Below are 17,092 nucleotides of genomic sequence, written 5' to 3'. Positions count from 1 at the left end.
TATAATAACTATGAAAAAATTAAGCTTCTTTTTCCTTTTGGCTTTGTCTATTAATATTATGTATGGGCAAAATCTACTTAATGAATATAAGTATATAATTATCCCGATAAAGTTCGAGAGCTTTCAGGAAACCAATCAATACCAAACCAGTACTTTATTAAAGCACCTTTTTGATCAAAAAGGTTTTAATGTGGTGTATAGTGATAATTTACCAGAAGATTTGTCCAATAATATGTGTTTGGGATTACTTGCAGATATAATGGATAATTCCAATATGTTCACAACTAAAACAACTATAATTCTAAAGGATTGTACTTTTAAGGAGGTTTTTGTTGCTCAAGAGGGGAAGAGTAAGCTAAAGGATTATAAACCTGCATATAATGAGGGTATTACCAATTCATTTAAGTCATTTGTAGGAATGAATTATGCATATATACCGAAAACAAAAACTGAAGAACCAATTACTGTAAGTTTTAAAAATGATGTAAAGAAGATAGAAGAAAAACCTGCGGAAGTTATTGTAAATTCTGAAATAGAGAAGACTCCAACAGTGGAAGAAGCTATGGAAGTTGTTGAAAATGTTGAAAAAATAGTGGATGCTACCCCAACAGTGGAAGAAATAAAAGAAGAGGGAGCTAGGATTATCCCTGTAGCAGAAGCATCTGGGATTTTATACGCGCAACAATTAAGTAATGGGTACCAATTAGTAGATAGTAAGCCTAGTATTAGGTTAAAAATGTATAAAAGTTCTGTGCCCAATGTGTATTATGCCTCAGATAATGGTGTAAATGGATTGGTATACAATAAAGATGGAAAATGGTTTTTTGAATATTACAAGAATGAAAAACTGTTGGTAGAAGAATTAAATATAAAGTTCTAGAATCTATACTTATCTTTCCATCTATTTTTTAAGAATTCATCAATCGCTTTTTCACGTTGATTTTTGCCAGGCGTATAAAAAGTCGTTCCAGATAATTCATCTGGTAGAAACTCCTGATTTACGAAATTGTTTAGATAATCATGAGAATACTTATAATCTTCACCATACCCCAAATCCTTCATTAGCTTTGTAGGCGCATTTCTTAAATGTAGAGGTATAGATAGATCGCCAGTTTCTCTCACTTTTTGTTGAGCATTCTTTATGGCCATATAACTGGCATTGCTTTTTGCTGAAGTTGCTAAATAGATGGCACATTCACTTAGAATAATTCTGGCTTCGGGATACCCAATAGCTGTAACAGCTTGGAAAGTAGTATTGGCAATTACTAAAGCTGTGGGATTTGCCAAACCTATATCTTCGGATGCAGAAATTAACATTCTACGTGCAATGAACTTTACATCTTCACCACCTTCTATCATTCTTGCCAACCAATATACCGCTCCATTTGGGTCACTTCCTCTAATTGACTTTATAAAGGCTGAAATAATATCATAGTGCTGCTCTCCCGTTTTGTCATAAAGCACTGTGTTCTTTTGAACTTTGCTCATAACCAGTTCATCTGTGATAGTGATGGAGTTTTTCTCATCTGATAAAATGACCAACTCAAAAATGTTCAACAATTTTCTGCCATCACCTCCGGATAAACGCAATAATGCCTCAGTTTCCTTTAATTTTATTTTTTTGGATTGAAGCATAGTATCTTCTTTCAGTGCTCTTTTGAGCAATGCTTCTAAATCTTCTTTTCCAAAAGGATTTAATATGTAGACTTGGCATCTAGATAAAAGAGCAGGAATTACCTCAAAACTTGGGTTTTCGGTAGTGGCACCAATTAATGTTACCCATCCCTTTTCTACAGCTCCTAAAAGTGAATCTTGCTGGGATTTGCTAAAACGATGAATTTCATCAATAAAGAGAATGGGATTTTTAGATGTAAACAGTCCTCCACTTTGTTTGGCCTTTTCTATAACCTCTCTTACCTCTTTAACCCCACTGCTAATTGCACTTAAAACATAAAAAGGCCTATCACTTTCATGTGCAATTATATGCGCTAAGGTAGTTTTTCCTGTACCAGGAGGCCCCCATAAAATTAAGGAAGGAATAATGCCTTTTTTAATTTGGTGTGTCAATGAGCCTTTTTCACCCACTAAATGGTGCTGACTAATATACTCTTCTAATGTTTTTGGGCGTACCCTTTCGGCCAAAGGTTCATTCATTTTATAAAAGTAAAACAAAATTTAAGATGACAATTTGTACAATTTTGGAAAAATGGTCAATGTTTTGTAGTTAATTGGGTAAATTAAGCTTATGTCTGATTCCAATTACTTTAAATTTTCCAACTCTGTAGTTGTTGCACCAATACTTTTAATACTTTGTATTTGGACTGTTTTTTTAATAGAGCTAAGATTAAGTGTAAATTTTAATACGCATGGTGTGTACCCTAGAACGTTTTCTGGTTTGCAAGGTGTGGTGTTTTCACCTTTTATTCATGGTTCACTTGAGCATTTGTATAATAACACCATTCCTATAGCTATTCTGACCGCTTCTTTATTTTATTTCTATAAAAAGATTGCCCTTAAGGTATTGATTTGGGGTGTTTTACTTTCGGGATTGCTTACATGGGTTATTGGTAGACCATCTTATCATATTGGTATTAGTGGATTAATTTATGTTTTGGCCAGCTTTATTTTTTTTAAAGGAGTGTTCACTAAGCACTATAGATTAGTAGCATTGTCGTTGTTTGTTGTCTTTATTTATGGTAGTTTGTTGTGGTATATCTTTCCCATTGAAGAAGGGATTTCTTGGGAAGGTCATCTAGCAGGATTAATAACAGGACTGTGTTTAGCAATTTTTATAAGAGCAAGGATACCAATGCCAAAAAAGTATAAATGGGAAAGAGAAGATTATAATGAGGAAGAAGACGAGTTTTTAAGACATTTTGATGAAAATGGAAACTTTATTGAATCTAAAGAGGATGAAATTGTGAAAATTGAATATCATTATAAAAACAGGGAAAAAGATATTTCTGGGGACTAAAGCTGCCTTTGCCTTACTACTTCATACAAGAAGACTCCACAAGCTACAGATACATTCAGTGAACCAATTTCACCTAACAAAGGGAGTTTGGCTTTATAATCTACTGTTTTAAGAACTGAGGGTGATATGCCAATGTCTTCAGAGCCCATTACAATTGCTGTAGGGCCTTCAAAAGAAACCTGATAAATCATATTTTCTGTCTTTTCTGTGGCTGCAACTACTTTTATTCCAGAGGCCTGCATATAAAAAACTGCATCTTTAATATGATCTACTTTTGCTATTGGAACTTTAAAAGCAGCACCAGCTGAAGTTTTTATAGCATCCGCAGTTACTGGAGCTGCCCCTTTTTTTGGAATTATTATCCCATCAACTCCTGCACACTCTGCTGTTCTTATTATGGCGCCAAAGTTTCTAACATCAGATAATTGGTCTAATAATAGAAATAAAGGATTTTCTTTCTTTAGCGCAATCGGTTCTACCAATTCCTCTATAGAATAGAAAGTAATAGGTGATAGACTTGCAATAGCACCTTGGTGGTTACTTTTTGTAAGCCTGTTAAGTTTTTCTATTGGAACATAGGAAGAAGAAATCCCTTTTTTTCTAATCAGAGTTTCAAGTTCCTTGGATAAGCTTCCTTGCAACCCTTTCTGTATAAATACTTTATCAATGGCTTCATTAGAATTTATGGCTTCCATAATAGCTCTAATGCCATAAACTTGATTGTTCTTTTCCATCGGGCAAAGGTAAATAAAAAACCACCCATAATTTGTGAGTGGTTTTTTATTGACAGTTTTATGAATTATTCTCTATTGTAAAAAAATATTATTTCATAGTATATACAATAAAGTGCTTTAACTATTTAAAAAGTCGATTATTTTACTAACACTGTCCTCGTTGTTCAATTTAATTTTATGATCTTTAATAAATTTTTTAAGGGCTTGGTGTTTGTCGGAATTAACCAATTTTAATAGTTTTTTATTATTTAATTCCAGTTGATCTACTCTATTGCCACCTTCTGATTCAATATAATATTCAACGAACTGAGTGAAACGGGCAGGTGTTCCCTTAGCCAAAGAATTAGGAGCTTTTTTAGCTTCTTTAAAAATAATATTTATCCTTTTATAAAGTTTAAATTTCCCATCTTTAACCAATGTTAAATATCCATTTTGGGTTTTTCCATTTTTATCCACAAAAGTTTTGAAACTCATGGGTTTTCCATCAATAATTATTTTTATTTTTTTATCTCTTCCTAAGGCCCGTATAGGTTCACTTTCACTATTTTGCTGCTTAATTTCTATTTCCTGGTTATGGGCATTGTACCTATAGTACAATTTCCCAGCTGGTTCATCACCATAATATACAGTGGTAGGGCTAAAAAGATTGGATGTGTATGGAGAACCCTCAATATTTTTATCTAGCTTCTGGGATTTTTGTTTGGCGTCGTCCAAAGATCCTAGTGCATGTTTGTATAGAGCGTCGGAAACTCCACCATCCGCATTTACAGTATAGCTGGCAACTTGACCAGTTGTTTGGGCTTTTAGAACAAACCCTATTGAGAATATAATTAATAAACTTAATAGATTTTTCATATTAATTGACTTTAAATGTTGAGCTATAAGTTATGATTTTTTTACCACAAATCCAATCATAAGTAAATTGCAAAAAAAAAGCGACTTAAAAAAAGCCGCTTAATGAATTATACATTTTTTGCTAAGGAAATATGTTAACTATTTAAGTGTGTCAAAACTTTAAATAAATCTTGTTCATTTTTAATTTTAATCTTGTTTTCTTTAAGATAGGTCTTTAAAGATTCTTTTTTGTCATTAGGCATTAATTTAATAAGCTTTCTATTGTTCAATTCCAATTCATCTATTCTATTAACCCCATCAATTTCTATATAGTATTCTGTAAATTTTGAAAAACGGGCAGGGATTGCTTTTACAAATGAATTTTGAGCCTTTTGCCCTTCCGTATATTTTACATCATATCTTTTATAGAAGGAGTACTTACCGTCAATCAATTTAGTTAAATAACCATTTTGTGTTAACCCTTTTTTATCTATATAGGTTTTAAAACTCATTGGATTTCCATTTACCAAAATGAAGAGGTTTTTATCCCTTTGTAATGATTTGACTGGCGCTTCTTTAAAGTCGATATCCTTCAATTCAATCTCTTCGTTATAGGCATTAAACCTGTAGAACATATCACCTTGATATTCATCCTTATAATAGAGTTTGGTTGGTAAAAATGTTTCAGATGTATAAGCTGACCCTTGAATTTCTATTCCTTGGCTTTCAAGTTTGTTTTTATGCTGAGAAATTGGTCCCATCAAATAACGTATTTGAGCATTTACACCAGAGGAGGGCCCTCCTGATGATGAATTCATGCTAATCTGCCCTGTAGTTTGCCCTTGTGAAATTACTATTCCTAAAAATAAAAAAATAAAAGATAAAATATTTTTCATGTTAAAATTTTGTTTGCTAATGTAGCTAAAACATAGAATATTAGCCAAACATAACTGTTATAATTATTACAAAATAGGATTATGGGATTGGCTATAATATCAAATGGCAAAATTTTAGCTAAATCCTTAGTAAAATGATAGTCTTTCTACATAAATATTTTGCTTTTAGTTCTATGCTATATTACTTTTTTAGGAACTTAGAATAACTAAAATTAGACTTGTTGATAGATTCATATAGATATGTGAAGAGACCTAACCTAAGTCTATAGGTGTTATAAATCAATGGCTATTTAATTTATAAATAGACAAGGGACCATTGTTCATGGTTGCAAATAAGAGGATTTCTTTTTTGGTTCTTATTAATTGTATGTCTTTCGTATTTCCATCCAAATATAAGCCTGTTTCGTCATATGGTTTTGGTGTATATCCATCTTTCCCATTCGAAATTAAGACCAGACCTGAAAAGGAGTCTAGTCTAGGGGTTTCAACCTCTGTTTCATAGAGGTTTCCGGCTACGATGACATCTTCGTAACCATCTTTATTAACATCATAAAAAACACAATTTAAGATAGGGAAAAACTGAGCTTCTTTTGGAAGATACTTTTTTTCAAAAATACCATCTCCTTTATTAATCAGCAATAGTGATTGAAACTCATTGGCTTCCTGAGTGTATCCCGCATTCAATTTTTCACCATAAATGTCAACTAACTTTGCATTGGCAAAATCATTATACGAAGTGAATTTTTCCTTAATAAAAGGCATTTGCTGTGAGGAACATTCCCTACCTCTTACGGGAACATATTCCCCCTGATATTTTTTACTTAAGACAATATCAGAAGTTCCATTATCATCAAAATCATTGGCATAGATTTTTAAAGGCTTGTCTTTACTGGTTTTAAACTTAATGTTTAAACCAATATTTCCAACGATATAATCTGGCAATCCATCATTATTAATATCTGTCTCGTTAATTGAATACCACCAACCTTTATCTGCTAAACTTAATTGTTTTTCCGAGATTCTAGAGAATTTTCCTTGATTGTTTTTGAAAAGACCAACTTGGGTCCACTCCCCAACAGCAATGAAATCTTTCCAACCATCATTGTCAAAATCTGTAACAATAATATCATTAATAATTCCAAAATCTGTTAGGCCTGGAGCTATTTCTTTTGTGCTATTTTTTAATTCTCCCTCTATATTTTCATATAAGATAGAAGGGGCGTGTTTAGGGTATTCTTGTGGTTTTATTCTGTTGCCAACCAAAATATCCATATCTCCGTCCTTATCAAAATCTAGTACAGCAACAGGTTTCCCACTTTGGGGATTGGCCTCCAACGAATTGCTTTTTAACTTCGAAAAATTACCTACACCATTATTTATGTATAACCTGTCTGCATAAAAAGAGGAATTTTCGTCATATTCATTACCCCCACTTACTACATATAAGTCTTGGTCACCATCCCCATCAAAATCAAAAAAGATAGATTCCATATCTTCATAACCTTTATCATTTTGAAATACTGTCTGGTTACTTTCTATATAACCATTAGGGGTTTGCATATAAAGTATTCCTGCTTGTCCCGAAGCTCCTCCTATAAAAATATCTTCCAGTAAATCTTGGTTTACATCGCCTTTGGATATAAAAGGGCCCATTGTTGATTGTTTATATGGAAGCAAAATTTCCTTTTCAAAATCATTGTACTCATTTTCATTGTGAGTGAATGCTATTTTGTAAGTAGAAGGGTTAGTTTTTGAGAAAAGGGGAGCTTTTAAAACTGAATCTTTTTTTTCAAAGGTGGCATTGTCTTCATTAAAAACAATAATGGAATTGGTGGACACGTTATATTTTTCTTCACTAGTACCGTTTGGCCAGTCAACTATAACGGTGTCTATTTTTTTCTCTTTTCCTACTCCAAAATGCGCAACAGGTTCCTGTGAGGATCTATACCCCCGAACCCTTCGAGACTCAATTAATTGAACTTTATCTTTATATTTGATAGTTATTTTGGGGAATGATTCTGAAAGCTTTCCTTCTGTTTTAACTCGGAGGAAGTTGCCAAGATTATTTTCTATGGTTGTATTTTTATACAAAAAGCATTCGTCATCTATATTATTGACTATTAATTCTAAATCTCCATCATTGTCTAGGTCTCCCATTGCGGCACCATTACTAAATGAAAAGTCATCAAGACCCCAATGATTTGCCTCGTTTTTAAAATTTAAATCTCCGTTGTTCTGGTATAATATATTGGATAATTTTTCTGAGGGCATTTCATTGTAAAGTTGTTTTTTAATTTCTACAGGAACCTTATTGTTATATTTAAGTTTAGCTTCATAAACTTTTTGTTGCAAATCGTTATCTAGAGCATATTTTCTATATCCATTGGTAATATACATATCATTATCTTCATCATGATCAAAATCTGAAATTAGTACAGACCAACTCCAGTCTGTATTTGCAGTTTCAGTTAAATGTGAAATATTTGAAAACTTGTTGTTTCCCTGATTTAATTGAAGAGAATTGTACATGTATTGATGATGAAATCCGGCCGATTCCACCAAATAATTAAACCTTTTAGTACTCATTGATGCCATAAGTGTTTTGGCTCTTACGTGGTCATTGGATGCCATGTCCAGTACAAAAATGTCTTGTTTGGCATCATTATTAATATCTGCAATGTCCATACCCATTCCATAATATGATATATGGTTTGTGTAATTTTTTATTTCATCGCTAAATGTTCCATCCTTTTTATTAATAAATAATGCATCAGGGAGATAATAATCACTAGCGATGTATATATCTAACCAGCCATCATTATTGATATCAGAAATTGATATTCCCAAACCAAAAATGGGTCTTTCTAGCCCTGCCTTCTTAGTAATATCAATATATTTTCCATTGTCATTTAAATAGAAATGGGAGCTGTTAAAATATTTACTTTCTTCATTTTTCTCCACTAATATTTTTAAGTTGATTGGATCAACACCATATAACTCATTCTCATTCATGACTAAACAGTCCAAATCTCCATCTTTGTCATAGTCAAAAAAAGTTGTTTGTGTGCTAATTCCCATGTCGGCTAGGCCAAAGTCTTCGGCTTTTTCAATAAAAGTGCCGTCCTTTTGGTTTATATAGAGTAGATTTTTTCTATTTAACCTAGTATTTGGCCCTCCTTGAGATACATAAATATCTTTCCAGCCATCATTATTTATATCTACGAATGTAATGCCGTTGGACCATATTTTACCTTGGTTTATGCCGGCCTCTTCCGATACATCTTTAAACTTAAGTTGCCCTTGATTTATATAAAGCCTATTCTTATTTTGATTACCACAAAAGAAAATATCCAAAAGACCATCATTATTAAGGTCTTCAACCCCAACTCCCGCACCGTTATAGAAATAATCATAATTGAATAGATTCTCTAGAGTTTGGACATTTTCAACAATGGAATTAGAAAAAGTAAGACCACTATAATCACTAGAAATTTTTTCAAATACCCTTACTGGTTTATTGTTGTCAGATGATTTATTTGAAGTATGGGTTTTAATCGATGTGTTGTCCTTACATGAAAAAACTACAAAAATCATTAAAGTTATTATATACTTACTTTTATTCATTAAAATAGGCAAATGTACTTTTTAAGGCAATTAGTGATTTTAATTTTGAGGCAAGCTTAGAGATAAAATTTCAGGAGCTGATTTGGAGTAGTGATACCCTCTCCAAAAAAATCCTTCTGATTGAAATTTCCATACCACTTCCTTTTCTTGAGTTACTTCCCAAAATCCAAAATCACCTTCAGTAATTAAGATATTTCCATTTGGAAGAGGTACTGCTCCTGATACTTTTCCAGAATATAAATCTGGGTCTGTAAAACTCCATGTTACAGTTGGTTCATTATCTGTATTTGTTTGTAGAGAATAAGTGGAAGGCAGCTCCAATTCATATACTGTGGATTGATCTAAACCTAGCCCATTTGAAAAAATAAGGAGCTTTCCTTGATTCTCTCCTTTAAGTAAATTTGGAAAATGGTTGTGGTGAAATAAACGTGTGCCCATACTATTCTGATAAGTGTCTGGATTTCCAAATCGATAGATTAGATCCCCTCCCTTGCCATAGTCTCCACCCGTGCCTACTTCTGCCTCTGCCGTAGTTGTACTATGGTCTATTACCCAGACTTCTGAGTAAAAGTTAATACTTAATAATATGACATCATTAATTTCATCGTAAGCAATTGCGTTTGCGTGCATTATATCTCCTTCTACTGTACCTAATGTTCCGAATTTTGGAACATAATTAACGTCTATGCGATTTGGATGCTCAGCAATAACCCCATAGTTATCTTTGGTGTCATCATAATCTTGAATTAAATGATCCCATGAATGCCATTCCCAAACTATCTCATCTGTTGTTGGGTTAATTTCTATTATAGATTCGGGATATACATCTTCGTTTAGCATAAAACCGGCTTGGGTGGCATCATTGGCACTAATTTTGGACCAAACCATAGCCAAGATGTTCCCATTGGGTAATAATTCGGCATCATGGTGGGTTTCCCCTTCTAATGAAGAATATATAAAATCCCAGTCTACGTCTCCGTTTGAAGAAACTAGCTGTAATCTACCCCCTTTTCCTCCTAGAGGAATTTGAGGGTCGTCAGATTCTAATGAGGCCAAAAGTTTTCCATTGGGCAAAAGAAAAACATCATTACCAATATTATTTGTTAGAGTCCATTCATATAATAATTTAGCCTCTTTATCCATCAAATATACCCGGTTAGCCGCTGCATCATTAACAAGAATATAATTATCGTCTATTTTATCGGGGTTTAAAAATTCCACTGTACCTTCAGGTGTAAAGTCAGGTGTTTCATTGTCTGGCTCTTCGGGCTCGGAAGGGGTTTCAGATATAATTTCATTATCATCATCAACTTCATTATCATTTGAGCATGAGTTGAAAAGTGTAATTGAAATTGATAACATTAGAAATACTATGAGCTGAAGAAAGAATTTAAATTTCATAGTTCACTTTTTAATCAAAAATACATTTTATTTAATGAAAATTTAATAGCCCTTTGTTAATATTTAGGCCAACTATACTGTATGTAAAAAGCCACCTCATTAGAGGTGGCTTTTAAATTATATAGACTTGATACTAATTTTTTTTTGGTCCTCTAAAATTAGTCTTTACAAAAGTCAATTGTAATTGGTCCAGCATCTGCACTTGTGTAACCACCAACAACATTTCCGTTTGGAGTAACAATTTCAAATCCAATTTCTCCCCAATTATCTCCTGGAAAATACCAGTCAGCAGTTTGAGTTCCAGCAGGTATAGTAATAGTTCCTGTACCACTTGATCCATCATTAGGAGTACAACCCGACCCTCCTAAGAAAGTTCCGGCTGCAGCACCATAAGGAGAACAAAGTCCTACTTCTAATACGGTACCATCATCTAAAGTAACAGTAATGCCTGGGCCACCAGAAGCGTCAGCTGTTTGCCAACCATCACCATAAGAATCAGTCATATTAATAGTCCATACACCTGGTGTTGGTGCTTTAGGAGGACATACAATAGTTGCTGTATATAAAAATGGTGAGCTAAAGAATGATCCCGTAAGCGTACCAGAGTTGTCAGCAAAAGAGAAACGCCTTCCATCATTCATAACAAGTTCAAAGCGAATTCTAAATTGATCACTTCCATCAATATCAGCATCAGCCACCCCAGTAGCACTCAATAGTGTTCCTAAAGTAGCTTGGTAGCTAAATCTTGGTAAGCCAAATTCACCTATTTCAAAGCCAGCAGTTGAAACGTTTTCCACTAAAGATTCAGCAGTAGTCCCACCTTTACCATTATCTGGAGTTTGATCTTCAAAATTGGCAAATACATCTATTGATTCTACCAAAGCACCATTTTCTTGGTCTTGTACCTCTAGTTCTACTTCAAAGAATCCATCTGCGACACCTATTGGCAATTCATCAGAAACAACATTAACAGTTCTAAGTATAGCACCTCTTTGTTCGCTATCTACGATTTGGTCAAAAACCAAATCACCTTCTTCACACGAAGTTACAGCAAGACAACCCACAAATGCGCTAAGTATAAGTTTAAATTTATTGAATTTCATAACTTTTATATTTTAAATTAATTAGCTATTGGGAACGATGGGCTAGCTGGGTTGGTGTCCCAGAATACCTGAGTTGTCAAATCAGTCCTTTGTTCCAAATTAGGATTCGTGATAACCTCATTTTGAGGATATAAAAATGATCTTGGGAAAGGCCCAGGGTTAGCTTCCCAGTTTGGTAACAAAGTTGTTGGATAACCTACCCTTCTATAATAGTTATAGGATTCTGTAGCTCCTCCATATAATGTAACCCAGTATTGCTCAGAAAATACATTCATTTTCTCATCGTTATCAGCGGCATTTACAAATGCATCAACTTGAGCATCTATAAAAGCTGTAACCTCGGCAGCAGTTGGTTCCAAAGAAAGGTCTGCAGAAGCATCCAATGCACCAAAAGTTTGAACTTTAGCGATAGATTTTTCAAGTCCCATAGCCATTAAGTCTGCAACGGCTGCATCACTTGCACCACTTACCATTGCAATTTCTGCTCTCCAGAAATCTACATAAGAAGAAAGTATTATTGGTTCTATACCAGCACCTCTACCTCCTAGACCAAGACCTACAACATCAAAACTATCATCGTCAAATCTACCTGCAGCTGGGTAAACACCAGCAGCCGTTTTAAGGAAGTTATCTGGTGGTCCACCTTCATCATTTCCATGAGACCTACCCCAATAACCATTAGGAACACTACAATAGGCTGTAAAACCACCATCAATATAATGTTGAGGTACCTGCGCAAGAGAACAAGCTAAAGTTTCTTCATCTGGTGCGGCATCTGCTCCAGGGGTAGCACTTTCTTGTCTATAGAAATAATATCTAATTCTAGGATCACTATTGTTTAACATTTGCTCCATAATCCAGTTGGAACGATATCCTCCAGCTCCACTTGGCGTGTAGTTAGCAGCATAATCTGGATGACGAGTGTCTGGCTGTAATTCACTGGCGCCGTATTGGAACTCAAAGTCATCAGCTGAATCAGAGATATAATTATTCGAACCTATAATGCTGTTAAAACCAGAAACATTACCAGTAGTAACATATGCTTTTAGACGAATAGTGTTAATTAGCTTTATCCATTTGGTAGTATCACCACCATAGAATAAATCTGTAGCACCATTGGTAGATGGACCAGAAGCCAATAAATTTTGAGCTTCTGACAGTAAAGCAAATGCGGCAGCATAAATATCTTCGCCACTATCCAATAAAGGAGCAGGAAATTCTGCAGGATTAGCAGCTTGCGAATAAGCAGCTTCACCAATATAATCGGCTAACAAGAACAGCATGTGTGCTTTTAATGTTTGACCCACCCCAATATGAAATGAATAATCAACATCTGAAATATCATTGATACTTATTAATGCATCTACATTGGTAAACATACCAACCTGAACACCAGTTCCAGGTCCATTAGTACCACTACTATAAGTTCTACGCCATATTTGATCGAAAGTATTTCCAGGATAGTTGTTAAAGTAGTCCCTACCATTCATATAGTCAATTCTTGTTAATTGAGCTCCTAAATTGCTAATTGCAGACATATTGGAAGCATAAGCTAACTGAATTGAATTTAAAAGCAAATTTGGATCTGCTTGATCAGCTGCGAGATCATTTGGACTTACTCTTAAGTCCAAATCTGTTGTTTCACAGGCGCCAAAAAAGCCACCTGCAATTACAACTATTGTAAAATATTTTATTATTTTTTTCATAATTAATTTCTATATCATTAACAATATTTAATTAGAAAGTTGCTTTAATGCTAAAACCATACCTTCTTGAGCTTGGACCGTTGATGAAATCAAATCCACGTCCATTACCAACTCCAACACCTTGTACGTTGGGGTCAAAATTAGCTCCATCTGGAGTGTTATAAGCGTCATACCATAAATTAAACCCTTGAGCAGTAATAGATAGTGATCCAAAAGGAGTCTTGTCCAAGAATTTGGATGGGAATGTATACCCTAATGAAACTTCTTGTAAACGAATTACAGACGCATCATAAATTCTAGTCTCTGTTGGTCCAAATAAAAGGTTACTGAAGAAGTAAGTGGAGTTATTCAATTGAATGTTGTTTACTTCACCTGTACTTTGTCTTACACCTGGAAGAATATATGTATTCTCTCTGTCCTGAGTTTCAACAATTAAACCTCTACCTAAAAGAGTGGCAACTGTACTTGATAATATGTCTCCTCCTTTTATATGGTTCAACTGAAAACCTATATTCCAATTTTTATAAGTAAGGGTGTTGATAAAGTTCATTGTATAATCAGGAATTGCATCACCAACAATAGGTACATTCCCATCATTATCTTGCTCCGCAACTACATAACTTCCACCATCATTAATAAGAAAGTTTCCAGCGTCGTCCCTAGCTATTGCGGTACCCACAATAGTACCCAGAGATTCACCTTCTATTGCAGCATTTGAACCTCTAAAAAGACCACCGCCTTCAGCAAGACTACCTGCGTAAGCTATAAAATCTTGCTCCTGTTCCGTAACTGTTTCGTTATTAGTAAAGAAATTTACTCTTGAATTCCAATTAAAGTTATCACTTTTAAATATGTCAATACCAAAATCTGCTTCAAAACCTTCATTCTTTATCTGACCAATGTTACTTTCTGTAAAAGAAAATCCAGTTGATGGCGATAGTGGTTCAGTAACAATAAGATCGTTAGTTCTTCTATCAAAATAAGTTACATCCACAGAAATTCTATTCTTCCATAGACGAGTTTCCAAACCTACCTCATATTCTTCCAATAATTCTGGCTTTAAATCAGGATTGGCTCTAAAATTATCAATTTGGTTAGTAGTAACACTTCCATCATCACTGTATACTTGAGTATCTTGCTCAACCACATTAATAGTTGGGTAACCAGTTGGGAAGGTTGCTGAAGTACCATAACTAGCTCTCAACTTCAAGAAATTGATTCCATTTTCACTTCTTAGACCACTAAATGCGGTAGTTGGTAAAAATGATAAACTTACACCAGGATAGGTTTTACTATTGTTTTCAGTTGTTAGATTGGATACCCAATCCGTTCTTGCAGATACATTTAAGAACAACATGTCATCATAATCAAAAGTAGCCTGTCCTAAAACACCAACAATATTTCTTTTTCTTGAAAATTGTATAGGTGTTTGATTTTGGTAGTTAAAGTGTCTTTTAACTCCAAATACAATTTGTCCTGTACTGGAAACACCCTGACGATCATAATTATCCTGTCTTGATGTAGCTCCAGCAGTAAAGGAAAGTCCTAATTTTTCTGAAAGGTCATAATTACCATTTACAGAGAAGAAATGTTCCCATATACTGTTATTGTTATCATAAGTATCTAAGAAACCAAATATGGCTTCAGTAAAACGAATACCACCTTTATTGGAACTATTGACATTTCTTTCATTGTAGAAATCTAAACCAGTTCTCCAACCAACGTTCAAATTGTCATTGATGTCATAAGTCAATTGCGCGTTCCAATAAAATCTATTGGTTAGCTGTCTATATGTAACATTCTTAGCTGTCCATCTTGGGTTTATAATATCATTACCATTTCTATAATAAACACTTGAACCGTCTATTGGGTTTTCAAAAGGAAGTCCCATTAGGTCAACACTTCTTGGTGTAAACAGAATATTACCATAAACTGACAAACCATCCGTACCATTACCTCTACTGGATGCAATAGGAGGAGTCTTATAATCTGTCCTAGCGTAGTTCATGGTTGCGCTTACTGTAAATTTATTAGATAGTTTTGATCTACCACCAATAGATAGTGTAGATCTATTTAAGGAGTTTCCAGGAGTAAAACCAATGTCATTTAAGTATCCAAAATTGGCATTAAATGTAGTGTTTCCATCCTCAGTACCTCCAGCAACATTAACAGAGGTATTAGTAACATAACCTGGTCTTAGGAACTCTCCAACTGAATTGTATGGTTGCCATGGATATCTTGCACCTTGTAATTCTGGAAATGCATTTCTTGTTGCCGCTACAGCTGTAGTAGAATAAGGATGCTCCAAAGTACCTTGATCGTCTATAGCAGGTTGGTTGCCCCATCCTGAAACGCCACCACGATCAAAACTTGGTCCCCAGTTACTAAAGAACCATCCAAAAGATTGATCAAAACCATTACCATACTGATTTTGGTAATCTGGTAAAGAAGCAACTTCGTTTGAAAAGTATGATTGGCTTACGGTAATTTCAGTTTTCTTTTTACCGCCTGTTGCTGCACCAGCCTTGGTGGTAATCAATATTACACCATTCTTACCTTGAGTACCATATAAGGTAGCTGCTGCTAAACCTTTAAGAACTTCCACATTGGCAATGTTATTTGGATCTATATCTAAAAAACGAGATGAACCAACATTACCACTAATAAAATCGCCAGTGTCATTGGTGTCATTACTAAAAGGAACACCATCAACAATAAATAGCGCTTGGTTACTACCACTAAAAGAACTAAGTCCCCTTACTGTTACGTTTGTGGCCGAACCAGAAGCTCCACCTGCAGAAGTAATTTGAACACCAGCGGCTTTTCCAGAAAGTACTCTTGCTACATCACCTTCGGATCTAGATTCCAATTGATCAGAATCAACCGAGGTTACAGCATAACCTAGAGCTTTCTTTTCTCGTTTAATACCTTGGGCAGTTACAATAACTTCTTCCAAAGCTTGTGCATCTTCTTCCATTTGCACATTTAAAGTGCTACTTGCACCAACTACACTTCTAATGTCTTTTTGTCCAATGTAAGAAAAGAGGAGAGTTTGACCTTCACTAGCACTAATAGCGTAGTTTCCATCAAAATCTGTTTGCGTACCTGTAGTGGTACCCTCTACAACGATGTTAACTCCAGGTAGGGGCAGACCATCTTGGTCTGTAACGTTACCTGAAATCGTTTTTTCCTGTGCAAAAGACAAATGCACAACAAACGCCAATAACAGCGTCAAGATTCCATTTGATTTTGTTCTCATTTTATAAATTATTTGAATTAGCTATCGGCAAAAGTGATAATTTCACCTTAATATTCCAAACGAATTTTAATAAAACTTTAAGAGTGTGTAAAATAATATAACTTTCTTATCAGCCTTTGTTAAAAAATTGATTATGTGCAGTAATTGATATTTAAGATTAAATATTTCGCAATTTTTACGGTTTTTTTAACTTTTTTAAAAATGTTAAAATGGAGCTGCAGTAGAATTAAATTTCCAACGTATACCTTAATATATTAGGCATCTATAATTAGATTTAATGATTTTGGTTGGGAAATGTCATGGTTGAAATAGGTTTATTACAGCTCAATATATTTAATGATAAAAAAAATCTAAAAAATTAATCTTGTAGTATTTGAAATACTGCGAATTATTACTACATTTGCCAGCCCTTAAAAGAGGGTAAGTTTATACATTAATATATAGTATGCCAACAATTTCACAATTAGTACGAAAAGGAAGGGCCACAATTACTAAGAAGAGTAAATCGGCTGCTTTGGATTCGTGTCCTCAAAGAAGAGGGGTTTGTACGCGTGTTTACAC

General features: G+C 34.3%; 11 protein-coding genes and 1 pseudogene. 3 read left to right on the top strand and 9 right to left on the bottom strand.

Annotation, left to right across the window (positions count from 1 at the left end; genetic code table 11):
• The first annotated feature begins 10 nt into the window (after positions 1 to 10).
• The gene (locus AC000W_RS12645; protein WP_474748795.1) at positions 11 to 880 is read left to right on the top strand and encodes a hypothetical protein; all 870 of its coding nucleotides are present in this window, start codon (positions 11 to 13) and stop codon (positions 878 to 880) included.
• Here the strand turns inward: AC000W_RS12645 and AC000W_RS12640 are convergent.
• A complete protein-coding gene (locus tag AC000W_RS12640; protein ID WP_474748793.1) occupies positions 877 to 2,154 on the bottom strand; it encodes a replication-associated recombination protein A in 1,278 nt (425 codons plus the stop codon). The two genes, AC000W_RS12645 and AC000W_RS12640, sit on opposite strands and share 4 nt — an antisense overlap.
• Positions 2,155 to 2,245: 91 nt before the next feature.
• Between AC000W_RS12640 and AC000W_RS12635 the strand changes: the two genes are divergently transcribed.
• A complete protein-coding gene (locus tag AC000W_RS12635) occupies positions 2,246 to 2,974 on the top strand; it encodes a rhomboid family intramembrane serine protease (RefSeq protein WP_474748792.1) in 729 nt (242 codons plus the stop codon).
• Here AC000W_RS12635 and rlmB read toward each other — a convergent pair.
• From rlmB to AC000W_RS12595, 8 genes are all read right to left on the bottom strand, one after another.
• Complete coding sequence (gene rlmB, locus AC000W_RS12630) at positions 2,971 to 3,708, bottom strand: 23S rRNA (guanosine(2251)-2'-O)-methyltransferase RlmB (RefSeq protein WP_474748790.1); 738 nt, start codon at positions 3,706 to 3,708, stop codon at positions 2,971 to 2,973. The two genes, AC000W_RS12635 and rlmB, sit on opposite strands and share 4 nt — an antisense overlap.
• Positions 3,709 to 3,825: 117 nt before the next feature.
• Positions 3,826 to 4,563, bottom strand: a complete 738-nt coding sequence (locus AC000W_RS12625; RefSeq protein ID WP_474748788.1) for a hypothetical protein — start codon at positions 4,561 to 4,563, stop codon at positions 3,826 to 3,828.
• A 134-nt stretch (positions 4,564 to 4,697) separates the two neighbouring features.
• Entirely contained in the window at positions 4,698 to 5,438 is a 741-nt protein-coding gene (locus AC000W_RS12620; protein ID WP_474748786.1) for a hypothetical protein, read from the bottom strand.
• A 279-nt stretch (positions 5,439 to 5,717) separates the two neighbouring features.
• Positions 5,718 to 9,032: a VCBS repeat-containing protein gene (locus tag AC000W_RS12615; RefSeq protein WP_474748784.1), complete on the bottom strand. Its 3,315-nt coding sequence runs from the start codon at positions 9,030 to 9,032 to the stop codon at positions 5,718 to 5,720.
• Positions 9,033 to 9,101: 69 nt separating this feature from the next.
• On the bottom strand, positions 9,102 to 10,463 hold the full coding sequence (locus tag AC000W_RS12610; RefSeq protein WP_474748783.1) for an aryl-sulfate sulfotransferase: 1,362 nt from the start codon (positions 10,461 to 10,463) through the stop codon (positions 9,102 to 9,104).
• Positions 10,464 to 10,621: 158 nt separating this feature from the next.
• Positions 10,622 to 11,566, bottom strand: a complete 945-nt coding sequence (locus AC000W_RS12605; RefSeq protein ID WP_474748781.1) for a hypothetical protein — start codon at positions 11,564 to 11,566, stop codon at positions 10,622 to 10,624.
• Positions 11,567 to 11,583: 17 nt separating this feature from the next.
• A complete protein-coding gene (locus AC000W_RS12600) occupies positions 11,584 to 13,272 on the bottom strand; it encodes a SusD/RagB family nutrient-binding outer membrane lipoprotein (RefSeq protein WP_474748780.1) in 1,689 nt (562 codons plus the stop codon).
• Between the two features lie 31 nt (positions 13,273 to 13,303).
• On the bottom strand, positions 13,304 to 16,531 hold the full coding sequence (locus AC000W_RS12595) for a SusC/RagA family TonB-linked outer membrane protein (protein WP_474748778.1): 3,228 nt from the start codon (positions 16,529 to 16,531) through the stop codon (positions 13,304 to 13,306).
• 445 nt (positions 16,532 to 16,976) lie between these two features.
• Here AC000W_RS12595 and AC000W_RS12590 point away from each other — a divergent pair.
• Positions 16,977 to 17,092: pseudogene (locus AC000W_RS12590) on the top strand (30S ribosomal protein S12); the annotation flags it as partial.

Source organism: Saonia sp., assembly GCF_056326165.1.
Note: the sequence above shows the minus strand (reverse complement) of the source record. Positions and strands in the feature narration are given on the sequence as shown.

Coding starts and splice junctions, on each gene's coding strand:
- AC000W_RS12610 (WP_474748783.1), bottom strand. CDS start 10,463: ATGAAATTTAAATTCTTTCTTCAGCTCATAGTATTTCTAATGTTATCA.
- AC000W_RS12595 (WP_474748778.1), bottom strand. CDS start 16,531: ATGAGAACAAAATCAAATGGAATCTTGACGCTGTTATTGGCGTTTGTT.
- AC000W_RS12640 (WP_474748793.1), bottom strand. CDS start 2,154: ATGAATGAACCTTTGGCCGAAAGGGTACGCCCAAAAACATTAGAAGAG.
- rlmB (WP_474748790.1), bottom strand. CDS start 3,708: ATGGAAAAGAACAATCAAGTTTATGGCATTAGAGCTATTATGGAAGCC.
- AC000W_RS12615 (WP_474748784.1), bottom strand. CDS start 9,032: ATGATTTTTGTAGTTTTTTCATGTAAGGACAACACATCGATTAAAACC.
- AC000W_RS12645 (WP_474748795.1), top strand. CDS start 11: ATGAAAAAATTAAGCTTCTTTTTCCTTTTGGCTTTGTCTATTAATATT.
- AC000W_RS12635 (WP_474748792.1), top strand. CDS start 2,246: ATGTCTGATTCCAATTACTTTAAATTTTCCAACTCTGTAGTTGTTGCA.
- AC000W_RS12620 (WP_474748786.1), bottom strand. CDS start 5,438: ATGAAAAATATTTTATCTTTTATTTTTTTATTTTTAGGAATAGTAATT.
- AC000W_RS12600 (WP_474748780.1), bottom strand. CDS start 13,272: ATGAAAAAAATAATAAAATATTTTACAATAGTTGTAATTGCAGGTGGC.
- AC000W_RS12605 (WP_474748781.1), bottom strand. CDS start 11,566: ATGAAATTCAATAAATTTAAACTTATACTTAGCGCATTTGTGGGTTGT.
- AC000W_RS12625 (WP_474748788.1), bottom strand. CDS start 4,563: ATGAAAAATCTATTAAGTTTATTAATTATATTCTCAATAGGGTTTGTT.